This window comes from Thermofilum pendens Hrk 5 (assembly GCF_000015225.1).
Lineage (GTDB): Archaea > Thermoproteota > Thermoprotei > Thermofilales > Thermofilaceae > Thermofilum > Thermofilum pendens.
Genome location: NC_008698.1, coordinates 1,254,825 through 1,270,276, shown reverse-complemented (window position 1 = coordinate 1,270,276; position 15,452 = coordinate 1,254,825). Strand labels below are relative to the sequence as shown.

The 15,452-nt window shown below is 61.6% G+C and carries 11 protein-coding genes and 4 CRISPR repeat arrays (2 of these 15 cut by a window edge); of the genes, 8 read left to right on the top strand and 3 right to left on the bottom strand.

The window, feature by feature from the left end; genetic code table 11:
- Positions 1 to 888: a CRISPR direct-repeat array (repeat unit 24 nt; unit sequence CTCTTAGTCTTGCTGATTTTGAAC) (it extends 688 nt beyond the left edge of the window).
- A gap of 330 nt (positions 889 to 1,218) precedes the next feature.
- Genes cmr4 through TPEN_RS06740 form a run of 6 tightly spaced genes read left to right on the top strand, consistent with a single transcriptional unit; the run spans position 1,219 to position 9,407 of the window.
- On the top strand, positions 1,219 to 2,205 hold the full coding sequence (cmr4, locus tag TPEN_RS06765) for a type III-B CRISPR module RAMP protein Cmr4 (RefSeq protein ID WP_052885250.1): 987 nt from the start codon (positions 1,219 to 1,221) through the stop codon (positions 2,203 to 2,205).
- A gap of 5 nt (positions 2,206 to 2,210) precedes the next feature.
- On the top strand, positions 2,211 to 2,699 hold the full coding sequence (locus tag TPEN_RS06760) for a type III-B CRISPR module-associated protein Cmr5 (RefSeq protein ID WP_187146321.1): 489 nt from the start codon (positions 2,211 to 2,213) through the stop codon (positions 2,697 to 2,699).
- Between the two features lie 12 nt (positions 2,700 to 2,711).
- Positions 2,712 to 4,469, top strand: coding sequence for an RAMP superfamily CRISPR-associated protein (locus tag TPEN_RS06755; protein ID WP_052885249.1), 1,758 nt, complete (start codon positions 2,712 to 2,714; stop codon positions 4,467 to 4,469).
- A 5-nt stretch (positions 4,470 to 4,474) separates the two neighbouring features.
- Positions 4,475 to 5,362, top strand: coding sequence for a type III-B CRISPR module RAMP protein Cmr6 (gene cmr6, locus TPEN_RS06750; RefSeq protein ID WP_011752979.1), 888 nt, complete (start codon positions 4,475 to 4,477; stop codon positions 5,360 to 5,362).
- Between the two features lie 5 nt (positions 5,363 to 5,367).
- Complete coding sequence (locus TPEN_RS06745; RefSeq protein WP_187146320.1) at positions 5,368 to 8,295, top strand: type III-B CRISPR-associated protein Cas10/Cmr2; 2,928 nt, start codon at positions 5,368 to 5,370, stop codon at positions 8,293 to 8,295.
- 5 nt (positions 8,296 to 8,300) lie between these two features.
- A complete protein-coding gene (locus TPEN_RS06740) occupies positions 8,301 to 9,407 on the top strand; it encodes a hypothetical protein (protein WP_148678006.1) in 1,107 nt (368 codons plus the stop codon).
- Positions 9,408 to 9,634: 227 nt separating this feature from the next.
- A CRISPR array of direct repeats spans positions 9,635 to 10,081; the repeat unit is 24 nt; unit sequence GTTCAAAATCAGCAAGACTAAGAG.
- Between the two features lie 26 nt (positions 10,082 to 10,107).
- Here the strand turns inward: TPEN_RS06740 and TPEN_RS06735 are convergent.
- The gene (locus TPEN_RS06735) at positions 10,108 to 10,512 is read right to left on the bottom strand and encodes a beta/alpha barrel domain-containing protein (RefSeq protein ID WP_148678005.1); all 405 of its coding nucleotides are present in this window, start codon (positions 10,510 to 10,512) and stop codon (positions 10,108 to 10,110) included.
- 11 nt (positions 10,513 to 10,523) lie between these two features.
- On the opposite strand from TPEN_RS06735, the gene TPEN_RS06730 reads away from it, so the two are divergent.
- Positions 10,524 to 10,841, top strand: a complete 318-nt coding sequence (locus tag TPEN_RS06730; protein ID WP_187146319.1) for a P-loop NTPase family protein — start codon at positions 10,524 to 10,526, stop codon at positions 10,839 to 10,841.
- Here TPEN_RS06730 and TPEN_RS10135 read toward each other — a convergent pair.
- On the bottom strand, positions 10,838 to 11,155 hold the full coding sequence (locus tag TPEN_RS10135) for a thiamine-phosphate synthase family protein (protein WP_011752974.1): 318 nt from the start codon (positions 11,153 to 11,155) through the stop codon (positions 10,838 to 10,840). The genes TPEN_RS06730 and TPEN_RS10135 overlap by 4 nt on opposite strands.
- Before the next feature lie 19 nt (positions 11,156 to 11,174).
- Positions 11,175 to 11,435 carry a thiamine-phosphate synthase family protein gene (locus TPEN_RS10130; protein ID WP_187146318.1) on the bottom strand — a complete coding sequence of 87 codons (261 nt, stop codon included), beginning with the start codon at positions 11,433 to 11,435 and terminating at the stop codon, positions 11,175 to 11,177.
- Positions 11,436 to 11,896: 461 nt separating this feature from the next.
- A CRISPR array of direct repeats spans positions 11,897 to 14,133; the repeat unit is 25 nt; unit sequence GTATCAACAACGAATGAGTTGAAAG.
- Between the two features lie 202 nt (positions 14,134 to 14,335).
- On the opposite strand from TPEN_RS10130, the gene cas6 reads away from it, so the two are divergent.
- A complete protein-coding gene (gene cas6 / locus TPEN_RS06715; RefSeq protein WP_011752972.1) occupies positions 14,336 to 15,172 on the top strand; it encodes a CRISPR system precrRNA processing endoribonuclease RAMP protein Cas6 in 837 nt (278 codons plus the stop codon).
- Between the two features lie 203 nt (positions 15,173 to 15,375).
- Positions 15,376 to 15,452: direct repeats of the CRISPR family, unit length 24 nt; unit sequence GTTCAAAATCAGCAAGACTAAGAG (it continues 1,092 nt past the right edge of the window).

The window sequence follows — 15,452 nt, the reverse complement described above, 5'->3', positions numbered from 1 at the left end:
AACCTATTGCGGATGCTGCTCAATGATAACCATTTCGACCTCTCTTAGTCTTGCTGATTTTGAACAATACTCTCTGAGCTAGACCTTCTCCCGGGTGACCCCCTCTTAGTCTTGCTGATTTTGAACAAACGGCGCAACAGCTCGGCGGCCACATGCGCCTCTTAGTCTTGCTGATTTTGAACTCGCGCGCGCGAGAGAGAGATTTAGACGAAGTAACTCTTAGTCTTGCTGATTTTGAACGTAAACCTTTTCTTTTTTTGTTGTTGTTTTCTTTTCTCTTAGTCTTGCTGATTTTGAACGGAAGTACCCTGTTAGCAGGGTAGAGTACGAGTCCATCTCTTAGTCTTGCTGATTTTGAACCTAACGTTTATATTACGTCTTAACGTTATCTTTCTCTCTTAGTCTTGCTGATTTTGAACTATTTGCCCTTATCGACCGGCACCTTTTCTACTCTTAGTCTTGCTGATTTTGAACCGCCGATACAGGTGTGGGTAAAACTACGTTGGCTCTTAGTCTTGCTGATTTTGAACGGTACGCGGTCGGGGTTTTGCTTCTAACGCCGGCTGTCAGGCTCTTAGTCTTGCTGATTTTGAACGCTTTTATGCCAAGCTTTGTGCTAAAACCCGGTGCTCTTAGTCTTGCTGATTTTGAACGTGTTCACTATTGCAAAGCAACTCTTCTCCACTCTTAGTCTTGCTGATTTTGAACTTGCCTCAGGGTCAACCTCCGGCCCGTAAACGTCCACTCTTAGTCTTGCTGATTTTGAACAGACGTTGTTAATGAGCGTGTAAGCGAGCTTCTTGACTCTTAGTCTTGCTGATTTTGAACCAGGAAAGATGACATGGATATCTGGGAGTATTTGCTCTCTTAGTCTTGCTGATTTTGAACTGAGGGGGTTTGTGGGAGCCTTTTCCCGAAGCCCTGCTTAACATTTCTCTGTGGCGGTATAAAACGTTTTCTGTTCCCTTCTTCCCGTCGAGAACAAATCCCCGAAAAGCTTTAATAAATGACGCCGTCATGCCAATCCGACGGGAAGGCCTGGCAAGGGAGAAATCCCCGAAAAACTCTTAAAATTGACACCGTCAACGCTTTATAAGCCTTCCCAAGCAGAGGCTTTAAGGGTTGAAATGCGGGTTTGCGGCTAGTTTTCGCGTGGGTTCTGGTGTCTGTGCTCCTTTTCAACAAGGATTTATAGTGGTTTTTCGGTTTTTTAGCTGTATGGGGGTGTTCGTTGTATCTGACTACGAGTACGGCTACCTTTTGCTCGCCTCCGCGTATACTCCCGTGCACGCCGGTAGTGGGCGTGGCTACGGCTTCGTGGACTTGCCTGTTCAGAGGGACTCGCTCGGCTACCCGGAGGTGTGGGGCTCCAGTGTTAAGGGCGCGTTGAAGGGTTTCCTGTTGAGGTCCGTGGGCGTCGAGGCTAAGGGGTTTTTCGGCTCCGAGCCCGAGGAGTCTCCGACCGTGCCGGGCTTGGCAGTCGTCACGGGTTTGTCGTTGCTGGCTGTCCCCGTGCCGAGCGTGCGGAGGGGCATCGTGTACGTGACTACCCCCTACCTGGCGTCCAGGGTCGCCGGGTACGTCGACGTCGTGAAGAGGCTGCGCGGCTTCGAGGGGGTGGAGTCGCTGGCCTTCCCGCTGGAGGCCTTCGAGAAAGCCCTGGTGGAGGTCGTGGAGGCGGGGTCTAGCCTGGGCGAGGGTGAGGCGGCGGCGTCGAAGGGGGTTGCGGTTGACGGCGCCGTGTACGTCTCGGGGAGCCGCGTCAGGGTGTCCCGGGAGCTGGAGTTCCCCGGGGGGCTCGACGACGCGCTTCGCTCTCTGAACGTGCTGTACTCCTACAAGAAGGTGTTCGGGAACCTCGTCGTCCTCCCGGACGGGGTCGGCCGGAGCGTGGTGAACGGGGCGCTCCAGGTTGTCTACAGGAACAGGCTCAGCGACGCCACGAAGACCGTGGAGAGGGGGGCGCTGTGGAGCGAGGAGTACCTCCCGTACGGCTCCCTGCTCGTAGGCGCGGTCATGGTGAAGGACTTCGAGAAGCTGAGGGGGCTCCTGGAGGCCGGGCGGTACGAGGCCCAGCTCAGGCTCTACGAGTCCGCGTGGGGCAAGCTGAGGAGCATTCTGGGCGCGATGAACGGGTACCTGGTCGTCGGGGGCAAGGAGACCGTCGGCAAGGGGGTCTTGAGGGTCGCGATCGCGAGGGGGTGAGCGGGTTGCCGGAGCCCTTCGAGGAGGCCCTGCGCGTGTGCACGGCGGTGCGCGACCTCTGCGGCGGCGCCGAGGGGTGCGGGGAGTCGTTCCAGAGGAGGGTGGAGGACTTTCCGGGGCTCGTCTCGGCGGCGGGGCTCGTGCCGGCCCTCGCGTTCTACCTGTCCAAGGTCGAGGACTACGGCGTGCTCAGAGACTTCTACTCGCTCTTCTCCTCCGGGAGCCTCCCGAGGGACGCGCGCAGGGAGAAGATGCTCGAGGACCTGAGGGAGGAGGGGCTGGGCTACGCCTCGGCCCTCGCCGCGATCCTCGCCTACGCGGCTAGGCAGGCGCCCGCCGGGTGCTCCCTGAAGCTGGACGGCGACGCCGCGCGGGGAGTCGCCGAATTCCTAGACTGCATACGCAGGGGCGGCGGGGAGCTCGTAGTCCTCGCAACCCTGGAACCATTCGTGGTCGAGCTCGGCAAGCTCGCCAGGGCGCTTCTCGGGAGGTGAGCCGGGTTGGAGGTGGAGGAGCTCTCAGCCGTCGGCGCGAGGCCGGGGTGCTTCTTCTCGGCGGACTTCGTGAACATCACCCCGTGGTACGGCGGCAGGCACACCCAGGACGCTGTGAGGTGCCTGGACGAGAGGTGCACGAAAGCCTACTACTCGCTCCCTACGGCCAGGAGCGTGAAGGGGCTGCTGAGGTGGCTTACCAGAGCGGTGGTAGCGAGCTTCGTCCCCGACGACCAGCTGGCCAGCCACGGCTACGCCGCGGTCGAGTGCTTCCCGAACTGCGGGTCCAGCAAGCCGGGCCTCGTCGAGGCGATCTTCGGAACCGTGGAGCACGCGAGGCCCGGGGGGCAACGCGTAGGGTCCAGGGCGGGCGCCCTCTCGGTCGTCGTGAAGCCGAAGCTGAACTGCCGCTCACCCGTCTACGCCGAGTACCAGGACGTGCTAAAGCTGATCAAGAGCATAGCCGGGGGTAAAGGGTGGGGCGTTTACTCGCAGAAGCCGAGCGCGCTGCTACAGGAGCTCGAGGACCGGGGCTTCAGGGCGCTGAGGGGGGAGGCGAGGCCGGAGGACAAGGCGGCGGGGTTCGCCGAGCTGTTCACAGTCCCGCGCGTACTGCTGAACGCCCAGAGGCTCGGCAAGCTGAGGGGCAAAAGGCAGGAGGAGTTCGCGAGGAGCCTCTTCGAGGTCCAGCCGCTCAGGGAGGGGTGCGTCTCCATGCGCGTCGAGCTCTACCTCGACGGGGACATGCTCTCCGGGGCCCTGGAGCCCGCGCGGGGGGAGGAGCTCGCGGAGAGCGTGAAGCGGCTCGAGGAGCTCCTACTGGTCTACGGGCTACTGCTCTTCGGAATCGGGAAGGCTTCGAGCAGGGGCTTCGGCAGGTTCGCCCCCAAGTCGCCGAGGGGCAACGTGCACCCGCTGGTCGAGAAGGCCGCCGCGCGCCTCGAGGAGAGAGACCTCGAGGGCTTCAGGGAGGAGTGCCTGGGGCTGGCTGAGCGGGCGCTGAGGGCCCTCGGCGTCGAGGCGGAGGCGAGGAGGACGGTGGCGAGCGTCCCGAGGATCTCGAACGCCGAGGTAACGCTGATCGAGAGGCCGGCGCACCCGTACCCGTACGCATCCAGGGAGGCCGCGAGGGTTAAGCCCTCCAAGAAGCCATGCTCGGGGGACGTGCTGTGCGTGCTGAGCGCCGTAGGCAAGGCCACGCTGAAGAGCACGTGGAAGGCCTACTGGCAGTCGATCTCCGGGGCTGAATGGGGCGTGACGGGCCCGGGCTTCCCGTTCCACACGTGGGGGCTGGGCCTGCCGAGAGCCGTGTGCAAGGGAAACTCCTGCACGGGCTACGTCGTCGTCGACGCGGAGAGCCTTGGAGGCGCGCAGGGAGACGTGGACTACTGCTTGCAACGCCTCAGCTTTAGGAACGACCTGAAGAGGTGGAAGTCGCCGCTCGTGCTGTCCCCCGTCCCCGCGGGCAACGGGCTCGGGGTAGCCGTCGTCCTGCTCAAGCGCCTAGACATCAAGCCGTTCCTGAGCCCCGAGGCGCGGAGAGCCGTCCTCGCCCACGTCGGTATACACCAGGGTAGCAGATACTTGCACGTGATCGACGTTGGGAGGGGCGCGTCGACGACCGGCTGGACCGAGGACTGCGGGTCGGACCCCCTCGGCGCCGCCGACGTCTCTCAGAGGAGGGTCGTCGCGCTCCCCGGGGACGCGGCGGAGCTCCTCGTGAAAGTCCAGGAGCTCGCGAGGGACTGGGTTGTGTACCTGCTGAGGTGATCGCGGTGGACCTGCTGGGCCTGGTTTACGGATACGTCGACGAGCTCCTGAAGAACCCGGAGGCGGAGAAGGAGGAGCTGAGGAGGAGGCTCATCGAGAGAATAGTCGAGAACTACTCGCGGGGACGCGAACTGGACGAGAAGCTGAGGCTGTCCAGGGAGAGGCTCGAGAGCCTAGCCGCGGGGCTCGCGCTGGCGGGCTTCCACGTCTTCGTGGTTGACGCGAAGCTCTCCACGATGGGAGCCGTCGGGGTGTCGCACGGGGTTTTGAGAAGCGTGTTCGAGGTGGGGGTTAGCTGGGACCACGTGCTGGACCTGCCGTTCATACCGGGCTCCAGCGTCAAGGGCGCCGTGAGGGCGGTCGCAGAGCGCGCCTCGAGGGACGACGCGGACGTCCTGTTCGGGAGGGGCGGGGACTCGGGGTGGGCCGGGCTACTGCTCTTCTTCGACGCCTACCCCGTCGAGGCCGGGGACAGGCTCCTCGAGCCAGACATCGTGACGCCGCACTACAGCAGGGGCGGGAGGCCCGTGAGGTTCGAGTACGAGGTCGAGCCCGTGCCCGTGGCGCACGTCTCGATCGCGCCTGGGGCCGTCTTCAGGTTCGTCGTCGCGGTCGAGCCGGGAGGGGGCGTCCTCCACGAGGAGGTGGACCGCGCCCTCGCGAACATCTGCGGGAGGCTCGGCGTCCAGGGCGGGGGGCCGGCGTCGCTCCTGCTAGGCCTCTTGGAGTACGCGCTCGCCAGCGGCGTTGGGGCGAGGACGAGCCAGGGCTACGGGAGGTTCGAGGTCGTCTCGCGCTCCGCGGTGATCAACGGGTCGGAGCACAGGACGCCCCTCCGGGTGAAGCCCGCGAGGGCTAGGAGGGGCAGGTCCACTCGTCCCGGTGCGGGGTGAGGGGCGTGTACTCGAGCATCGGGGAGCTACTGGAGGTGAAGACCGCCGCCCTGCTGTACGAGCCGCCGTGGAAGGCCTTCGCGCAGCTGAAGAAGGCGCCGCTACTGCCCTGGGCGAAGCGGGGGGCGGGGCACTGGGAGGCGGACGCCCTCGCGGTGGCGGAGAGGCTGGGGCTCGCGGAGGTCCTCGAGAGGAGGCTCGGGGAGGTGAAGGAGCTCGCCCGCCTGGCGCTCGGCGCCGAGCCGCTCGTGCTCGACGGGGCAGGCGTGCAGCCGCCGGAGAGGCTCGTGCTCCTGAACGTGTTCGACCCGGACGTGTGCCTCGACCCGGGCAACGGCTGCGACCTCAGGGCGTACGCGCGGACAGTGGAGTCCGCCGCCCCGGCCTTCGCGGAGAGCCTCGCGAACGCTCTCTCAGGCCTGGGGGACGCGGCCCTGAGGTACCACGCGCTCTGGTTCCTCCTGGAGCCGCTCTGGTTCCGCGCGTGCGGCGCGCCCGTCGTATCGCCGGCCGACCCGAGGTTCCCGGTGTACACGGTCTTCGACCACGTCTACGCGGCGGCCACGCTCGCGAACGCCTTCAGGGGCGGCTCCTTCAGGGGCTACGTGGTCGTCGTGGACTACGCGGGGGTCCAGGAGTACATCTCCAAGGCCAGGAAGGCCCTCGACCTCTGGGCCTCCTCGTGGGTAGCCTCGCTCGTCACGTGGGCCACCGTCCAGCCGTTCGTCGAGCTCCTGGGGCCAGACGTCGTCGTGACGCCCTCGCTGAGGGGGAACTGGTTCTACGCGGCGTGGCTCCTCGGAAGGCTCAGGGGCACCGGGGCCTACGGGGCGGCCAGGGAGGCGGCGAGGCTCGCGTACGGCTACTCGGGCTTCCCGAGGCACCCGATAATGCCCACGCGCGCTGTGCTCTTCCTCCCGGAGGTTCCCGGGGCCCTCGAGGACGCCCTGCGCGACGAGGCCTCGCTTAGGGGCTTCATAGAGAGGAAGGCCTCCGAGGCCTGGTCCAAGGCGGTCGGAGCCGTCCTCTCCGAGGGGAGGCTGGGCGCGCTGCTCGGCGAGACCCTCAGGGCGAACGGGGTCGAGGCAGACGCCTCGGAGCTGGAGGAGTACGTCGAGAGCGTCGCCTCGACGCTACCGCTCCCGCAGAGGCTCATAGTGTTCAGGCACGGGGAGTCCTACGCTAGGTACAGGGAGTGGCTGGGCAGGGTGTTCGGCGGGGAGCCCGCGGCGGAGGCGGGCGGCGCCAGGGTATCGCTCGACGAGCGGGCGCTCTACTTCCACTACCTCATGGACGAGTACATCCCGTCGGAGGAGGCCCTGTGGAAGCTGAGCAGGGTGGACCCGGACGTCGAGGCCCAGTCGAGCCGATGGTGCGGCGCGGCGGCCGAGGTCTTCGGCAGGCTCGGCTTCTGCAGCGTGTGCGGCGAGAGGCCGGCCGTGGTCGGGGCGCCGTCCAGCAGGTACGGGGGGCTCGGCCCCGAGTCTAGGAGGGTCGTGACGGAGGGCGAGAGGCTCTGCCCGAGGTGCCTCGCGAAGAGGCTGGTAGCCCTCAACCCCTTCGCCGCGCTGAGGGCCGTCGGGGTCCCGGCGGCGAGGACGTTCTGGTCCGTCCCCACGACGAACGAGCTCGCGAACGCGGAGGTAGCGGAGGAGCACCTGGACAGGGTCCTCGACGTGGTCGAGAGGCACCGGGAGGCCGTGGCGAAGGTCCTCGCGGGCTTCCAGTGGGACCACGAGTACTACTCGCGGAGGCTCGCGCGGAGGGCCTACAGGAGGGCCGGCAGGGAGGTCGCGCTCGTCGCGCTCAGGCTGCTCGCAGCCCTCATCGAGGCGGCGACGGAGCAGGAGTACAGGGAGAGGTTCGCGAAAGCCCTGGACGCGCTCGGGGATGGGGAGGCGCGCAGGGAGATCGAGGAGCTGTTCAGGTCCATAGCCGGGAAGAGGAGGACGCGGCTCGCCGTGGTGAAGGGGGACGGGGACTACGCGGGGTCCAGGCTGCTCCGGGCGAGGCTGCGGCTCGGCGCGGGGGAGTACGCGGGCAGGGTCGCGGCGCAGGCCGGGCTCGGGGGCGGGGCGGCGGAGCTACTCGCGAGCGTAGCCGGGAGGCTCGGCTCGACCGTCACGCTCTCACCCCTCTACACCGCCTCGGCGTCCAGGTCGCTCAGCCACGGCGCCGTCCTAGACGCACGCGCGGTCGAGGGGCTGGGGGGCTTCGTGGTCTACGCGGGCGGGGACGACCTGCTCGCGCTGACGCCTGCGACGGCCGGCGGGAGGTACGTGGCGCTGGAAGCCGCCCTCAGGACCCGCAGGGGCTACTGGGGGGAGCGCGGGAGGGGGCCGAGGGGCTTCCACGCGTCGCCCGGAATCCCGCTCGTCTCGCCCGCCCCCAGGAGCTACGGAAGGTCGTACGCGGTGCTCTCGATCCACTACAGGGACCCGCTCAGCGCGGCCGTGGCGAGGTCGTCCGAGATGCTCGAAGAGGCGAAGGCTTGCACCGCGGTGTACGGGCCCGCAACCGTCGAGAGGGACGCCGTCCGGCTAGAGGACCTCAGGTCCGGCTCCTCCGCGATGCTACCCTTCAGGGCGGGGCCCGGCGCCGGGCTGGCCGGGAGCCCCGTTTGGAAGGCCGCGCTACTGGCCTCCATGGAGCTACGCGGGGAGGTCTCGTCGAGCCTCTTCTACGACTTCTTCTCGTGGCGCTTCGACGAGCTCGTGGAGAGGCTCGCCGCCGAGTCGAGGACGCGCGAGGCGTGGCTCGCCCTGCGCTACCTGGTCTCCAGGAACACCAGGAGGAACCCCGACGAGGTGGCGGGGAGGGTGCTGGGCGAGGAGCTTGTAGCGGCTAGGCTCAGGTCGGCGGACGGGAGGGAGGAGAGCCTCGCAACCCTGGTGCTCCGGGCCGCCAAGGCGCTCAAGAGGATGGAGGGGTGACGCTGGTGGCGCGCGTCCTGGTATACCCGGTGGACAGGGTCAGGTTCAGGAGGACCGGCGCCTTCGACCCGTACGCCAGCGGGCCCGCGACCCACGCGTCCACGATGCACTACCCGCTACCCTCGACCCTGGCCGGTCTACTGGCATCGATAGGCTACTCGCGCCCGGAGCCCCCGGCAGACCCCCTGGAGGGAGTCAAGGCGCTACTCGAGGGGCAGGGGTGCGCGTGCCGCTCCGTCAAGCTCAGGCCCGGCTACGTCGTCTCCCGCGGGAAGGTCTACGCCGCGCTGGCGGGCGGCTACGCGGAGCTCCAGGCCCTCAGGAGGGCTGTCCCCGAGGCCCTGGAAGCCTACCTCGACGCCCTCGAAGCGTACCTGGAGGGCTCGGCCAGCAGGGGGAGCGAGCTTCTGGAGAAGGCGGGCCGGGCGCTGAGAGGCGCCTACGCGGAGGCCAAGCCGGAGTGGAGGATGGGGGTAGGGCTCGAGAGGGCTGTCAAGGTCGCCCGCGAAGGCTACCTCTACTCCGCCGCGGAGCTAGACCTGAAAGCCGCGCTGGGCGCAGACGCCGCCGTAGCAGCCGAGATCCTGGGCGCCGACTGCGCCTCGACGCGCGAGTACGCCGCGAGGTTCGCCAGCGACGGGGCACCCGTAAAGGTCGAGGTGGCGCCCGGGCAGATACTCCTCGAAGAGCTACCCGGCGACGAGCAGTGCGTAGCGCTACTCCAGGTAACCCCGATACTGCTACCCGAACCCCCGCGCACGAGCGGGCCCCTAGCAACGACAACGCTACTCCAGCAGGCAGTCAAAAGCGCGGAAATACTGCTAGCAACATCCACTCTCAAACCCCTCTTCGACTCCAAAACAACACTCGTAACCCCGGGCTACAGCCTCAAAGACGGGAGGCACAGAGACCCCCTACCAGGCATAGCCGGAAACACGCTCGCAATCGCAAAGGCAAACCCGAGGAAAACATACGAGGAAGGAGCAGGGCTACACAGCGACACAGGATGGGGCACACTCATACCCATCCAGCTCCCAGAAAAACTCTGCGAAAAAGCCGCGAAACTCAGAGAAAAACACCAGCAAAAAAGCAAGAACCCATTCAACCCTTAAAGCCCCGCGCCCGGGAAGGCTTATAAACCCTTGACACTGTCAACAATAAAAGCATTTCGGGGATTTCTCCCTTGCCAGGCTTTCCCGTCGGATTGGCATGACGGCGTCATTTATAAAAGTGTTTCGGGGATTTGTTCTCGTTGGGAAGAAGGGAACAGAAAACGTTTTATACCACCACAGAGAAATAAAACCCGGATTTGCGGGAAAAGGCTCCCACAAACCCCTCAGTTCAAAATCAGCAAGACTAAGAGGGATGTCCGCGCAAAATGGGGCAAGCCTTAGGAGTTCAAAATCAGCAAGACTAAGAGGCGCGAGCATGAGCGCGCCGAATCCGTACGGGACAAGTTCAAAATCAGCAAGACTAAGAGACAAGCTCGCCGCGCAGAGGGACGACCCCGTATGTTCAAAATCAGCAAGACTAAGAGTTGACGTGGATCGGGACGTGAATTCTTTTATCATACAGTTCAAAATCAGCAAGACTAAGAGTGTAGCAGTGCGGCTAGCCTGACCTCGTAGACCGGCGGCGTGTTCAAAATCAGCAAGACTAAGAGCCATGACGACCTTCGTTTGCGCATGCCTTGCGAGCGCTAGTTCAAAATCAGCAAGACTAAGAGAGTATCCCTGACCCGTCGATAGACTGGGATTCGCCCGTTCAAAATCGGCAAGACTAAGACGTGGGGCTTTCTCGCCGGTTGTTGCGTTAGCGGCCCATCGCCGTCGTGAAGTCTAGGGGTAGGGCTCTAAACGGGGCTGACGTTACCACTACGTCGACCCCTGCCCGCGCGTAGTCGGCCACGTTCTCGGCCGTTACCCCGCCGGACGCGCCCACCCTTGCCTCCGGGAACCCGGCCTTGACTACCCGCACCCAGCCGTTGAGCGTCGCCGGGCCTACCCCGTCGAACCGGGCGTAGCGGGCCCCCGCCTCGAGGGCCTCCAGCGCCTCCTCCAGTGTGACCACCTCGACCCCCACGGCCCTGTAGCCGACCCTGGCGACCAGCCTCTCCACGGCTCCCTCCACCCCCGCGCCCAGCAGGGACAAGTGGCTCCTGAAGACGAGTACCTCCTCGGAGCATGCCGGTACGCCGCGGGACCTCGCCGCGACCAGCGAGACGCCCGGTGGTGGGGTCTAAGCGGGGGAAGCCCTCCCGCGAGGGGCTCGGGGCTGTGAGCGTAAAAGCCTTCCCAGCTATCGGGTGGAGAGCGTCGGCGAGGGCGCTGGCTACGCCGGGAATCCTCCTGCTCGACGAGCCGTCCTCGTGCATAGACCGCGAATCCAGGGCTAGGCTGAGAGGCGAGGTAATGAAGATAGTTAGATCGGTCAACGTGGCAACGCTGCTCGTATCCCACTGCGTGGAGGACAGCGTGGTAGCCGATGCAGTAGTATTCATGAGGAGAGGAGGAATAGCGGCGGAGAGCGGTACAGACTCTAGCTAGCCTCGTCCTCTCTTACTCCTCCACTCGGCATACCTCCTAGCCACTTCCACAGCCATCTCCGCCACCTCGGCGGCGCTCCTTCCAAGAATTACGAGGAGAGGCTCCTTTCCGGGAGCTTCACCCTCAACCACTATACCGGGTATCCCCCCGTAGTTCTCGACCAAGTACTTCACCTTCCACGGCGTCGAAGCACCCTCCACCCGGGCAACCCCTCCCGGCTCTCCACCTCGATCTATAAACCCGACCTCCAACCCCTTCTCCCCAGCATACGCGTATAGAAACCCCTTAACCTCTTCACCAAACCTTAGGTTCACCCCAGCCCTAATCTCCGGTCTACACTTGTTCCTCGACTATTAGCCTCGCCATGTGCCACGAAGCACCGAACCTCGGATAAGAAGAAGCCTTAGGCCTACCATTCACAACGGTTATTCTACCCTCAACACCCGCCACGTCGCGTACAGTTCTCGGATTCGGAAGAGCGTATACAATGTTACTCCTCACCTCCGGTATAAGCATACTCAACTCAGGGCACCCTTCAAGCATCCCTACAGCCCTGACCAAATTACCCAAAACCCTATCAACCTCCTCGCCCACACCGCCAACACCGTCGCACAAGCTAATAAGCCTTACAGGCAGACCACGCACCACCTCGAGCATGGAAGACCAGCATCGAAAAACCTCCACGCGCACACCGGGCCGGCATACGAGCTGGGATGAGTAGCCGCTAAGACACAGGAGAACTACACCCAAACAAAAAAGGCAACAGAAGCAAACAGAGATTAATCCTTCGTGATACGGGGTGGGAGCAGAGGCTTCCCTTGTCGAAGCCTGCCCGTCGGTTTTTCCTCCTCTAAGCATATAGGCTTACGGGAGGAAACTCATTTTCAAAATGAAGCTTCCCACGCGTTTTCTCCCTATCCGTATCACTCAGCATGGTAGGCGTAGGTCTTGAAAGATTTTCAAATGCTTCCCGTAAACGCTTGCCAAGGATACGCACATACCCGGAGAAAAAGATAAATACATCCAAGCCCCATTACAAACGTCCACGAGAAACGGTATCAACAACGAATGAGTTGAAAGCTCACGTTTGTCGTCATCCTTATCTTTCTGAAGCTCGCCCCGTATCAACAACGAATGAGTTGAAAGGCGAAGACAAGGGAGTTCCGTAGATCTCGATGAAAAACTGTATCAACAACGAATGAGTTGAAAGTTCAGCGAGGTGGAGGACTTCGGGCCGCCCGCCATGCTTAGTATCAACAACGAATGAGTTGAAAGGAGCTAAACCTGGAGAAGCTGATGGAGCTGAACGCCGGAGGTATCAACAACGAATGAGTTGAAAGTCAGGCCGCCCGGCGACGCCAGGCACAACAGCTACGTGTGTATCAACAACGAATGAGTTGAAAGCGCAACAACACCAGAAGGGGGGATTTCGATCTCCGGCTTGTATCAACAACGAATGAGTTGAAAGAGTCCGTAGTTCACCACGGCGCTGAGCGCGTTGTCTATTAGTATCAACAACGAATGAGTTGAAAGGGTGGGGGTTGTTCCTCCTCCTACGCTCCTCCTCAAGCAACCTTTTGAGTAGCAGGTATCAACAACGAATGAGTTGAAAGCTTGAAGCGTTTAACGTTTTCGTCGAATACCTCGTCGAGTATCAACAACGAATGAGTTGAAAGTCAAGTTGCTGTATGGGATCAACTGGGAAGACCCGTTCGTATCAACAACGAATGAGTTGAAAGTGAAGTACTCGTAGCTCTTGCCGTACTCCTCCTCCGCGTATCAACAACGAATGAGTTGAAAGATGTTTGGGCTGATGTAATGTATGTTCGTGACCAGCCAGTATCAACAACGAATGAGTTGAAAGTGGTTATACCCTGCGAGGGCGTAGCACAGCCGAAGAGGGTAAGTATCAACAACGAATGAGTTGAAAGAGCATTATCTCAAAAAGTAGGGCTTGAACTGTTAAGCGGGTATCAACAACGAATGAGTTGAAAGGGTACTAGGCGCGCGAGCGACCGCTCCAGTTTTTCGAGTTGTATCAACAACGAATGAGTTGAAAGCTACCGGCGAGCTGCTTGCTAGGGGGGCGTCCTGGGGAGGTATCAACAACGAATGAGTTGAAAGCTATCTCGCGCGACAGCTCCACGAGGCGCATCGCCGGGTATCAACAACGAATGAGTTGAAAGAGGAGGTGAGGATAGGCACCGCGGACGGCTCGGCGTTCGTATCAACAACGAATGAGTTGAAAGTCAAGGCGCACGACTTCCTAGAAGCCGTGGAGGAGAAGAGTATCAACAACGAATGAGTTGAAAGCCATAGCCCTCGCCGCCTCCCTCTTCACGTTCGACTTGGGTATCAACAACGAATGAGTTGAAAGTTATTTCAACAGGTGCACGTTTCTGGACAGCGTCCCACACTGTATCAACAACGAATGAGTTGAAAGTCCAGCTTTTCCTGCGCCAGCTTGTTCAGTAGCTCGTTGTATCAACAACGAATGAGTTGAAAGGGGGGTAAGGGCTCGCTGAAGGACACGTTCTTGATACCGTGTATCAACAACGAATGAGTTGAAAGCCTTCTTGATGTGGGCGAAGCGGGGCATCGCCCCGTATCAACAACGAATGAGTTGAAAGCGGGAGAGGCGAGGAAGATCGAGGTGCTCGAAGTCTTCGGTATCAACAACGAATGAGTTGAAAGGGGATTGCTACTGCTACCACCACCTCTACCACCCCATCTCCACCGTATCAACAACGAATGAGTTGAAAGTTGTACGCCTTCACCGTGTTCTCGGCCCTCTCCCACGCATGTATCAACAACGAATGAGTTGAAAGCTACCCTGATCCTCCGAAGGCTCACCCCCCGCCCCCCAACGTCAGTATCAACAACGAATGAGTTGAAAGTCTATCACCACCGCCACCGAAACTCGCGCCAGGCGTGTATCAACAACGAATGAGTTGAAAGACATAGTGGAAACAATACTTGCCTGCTCAGCTCTGCGCAACCCCCAGTATCAACAACGAATGAGTTGAAAGCCGAGCCAGGGGTAGGTGTACCTCTTCTTCACGTCGAGGCGTATCAACAACGAATGAGTTGAAAGTACTACATTAGCGACGGTCGCTGGCTCATGGTGGATCTCGAAGTATCAAAGACGAATGAGTTGAAAGAGCCAGTATACGGCGAAGGGCTTCCCAGCCTCGTCTCTCAGTATCAACGACGGATGAACTGAAAGTGAAAGAGGTAGCGTCCGTGTGGCGGTGTTACGTCCGTAGAGTATCAAAAACGAATGAACCGAAAGGTTCGGTGGATGGTAATCCTCTGCTTCTCCTCCTTCCTCGCGTATCAACGCTGCGAGGCTAGAGCTGAATAGCTTGGGGAGCCATGGTTCCGTGTCTACCTGGTATCAAGGACGGATGGGTCGGGAGAGCAGTGCCCCGCCTCGGCTCGGGCTGTTGAGGTTCGGGCGTTAAGGTATTAAGGGGGGTTGGTGTTTTCTGTGTGTGGGCTCTGTCGTCGTCGTAGAGCTTTCGCTTAGGGCTGTGTCGGGCGGGTCTCTCCCGTGGTTCTCGGGGGCCGAGTGTAGGGGTGCGTTGCTGAGCGCTGTGGGGGCTGTGGATGGGGGTGTCGCGGGGCTCATGCACGGTAAGCCTGGCTCTCCGTCTGTGTTCGCGCTTAGGCCTCTGCGCTTCGCCTCTGGGTTCAGGGTTGTGGGTGAGGGGGTGTCGGCGGGCGTTCTCTTCGAGAGGGGGGCTCTCGCAAGGATGGAGGTCGCCTTCCTGGACGAGGGGGTTGCGAGGAGGGCTGTCGCCGCCATCGCCTCTACGAGGTCCTTCTCGGTGAAGGGGCAGGAGTTCGCGCTCGAAGGCTTGGCGCTCAGGGTCTACGACCCGGCGAGGGTCCTGGAGGCGGGGCCCTTCGAGGCTCTGGACGTGCGCTTCCACACCCCCACCTACTTCAACCCACTCTCAGGGGACAAGGAGTACAAGGTCCTCTACCCGGACCCCGTCCACATGCTCGCAGGCCTAGTGGCGACGGCCCACAGGCTCACGGGCGCAAGCCTACCGAAGCCGGAGGAGCTGGCATCCACCGTCTACGTGGCAGGCCTAGACGTCAAGACGCCGCCAATGGAGCCCTCGAAGCCGGCGCCAAACGGCTTCGTAGGATGGGTGAAGCTGAAAGCCAGGAAGAACGCCCCCAGCGACAAGCTAAGCCTGGTGCACGGCCTCCTAAAACTGGGAGAACTCACGAACATCGGCGGAAACAGGAGCGCAGGCTACGGAGTAATAACCGTGAAAACAGCCAATCAACCCTCAAAAACAACACCCGAGAAAGCTTAAAAACCCTTGACACTGTCAACGATAAAAGCTTTACTGGGATTTCTCCCTTGCCAGGCTTTCTCGTCGAGTTGGCATGACGGCGTCATTTATAAATGCTTTTCGGGGATTTCTTCCCAACGGGAAGAGGGGAGGAGTTAACGTTTTATACCGCCACAGAGAAATGTTAAGCGGGGTTTCGAGAAGAAGCTCCCACAAACCCCTCAGTTCAAAATCAGCAAGACTAAGAGGTGAAAAGCCCATGCAGGGGGAACCACTCCCCTAGTTCAAAATCAGCAAGACT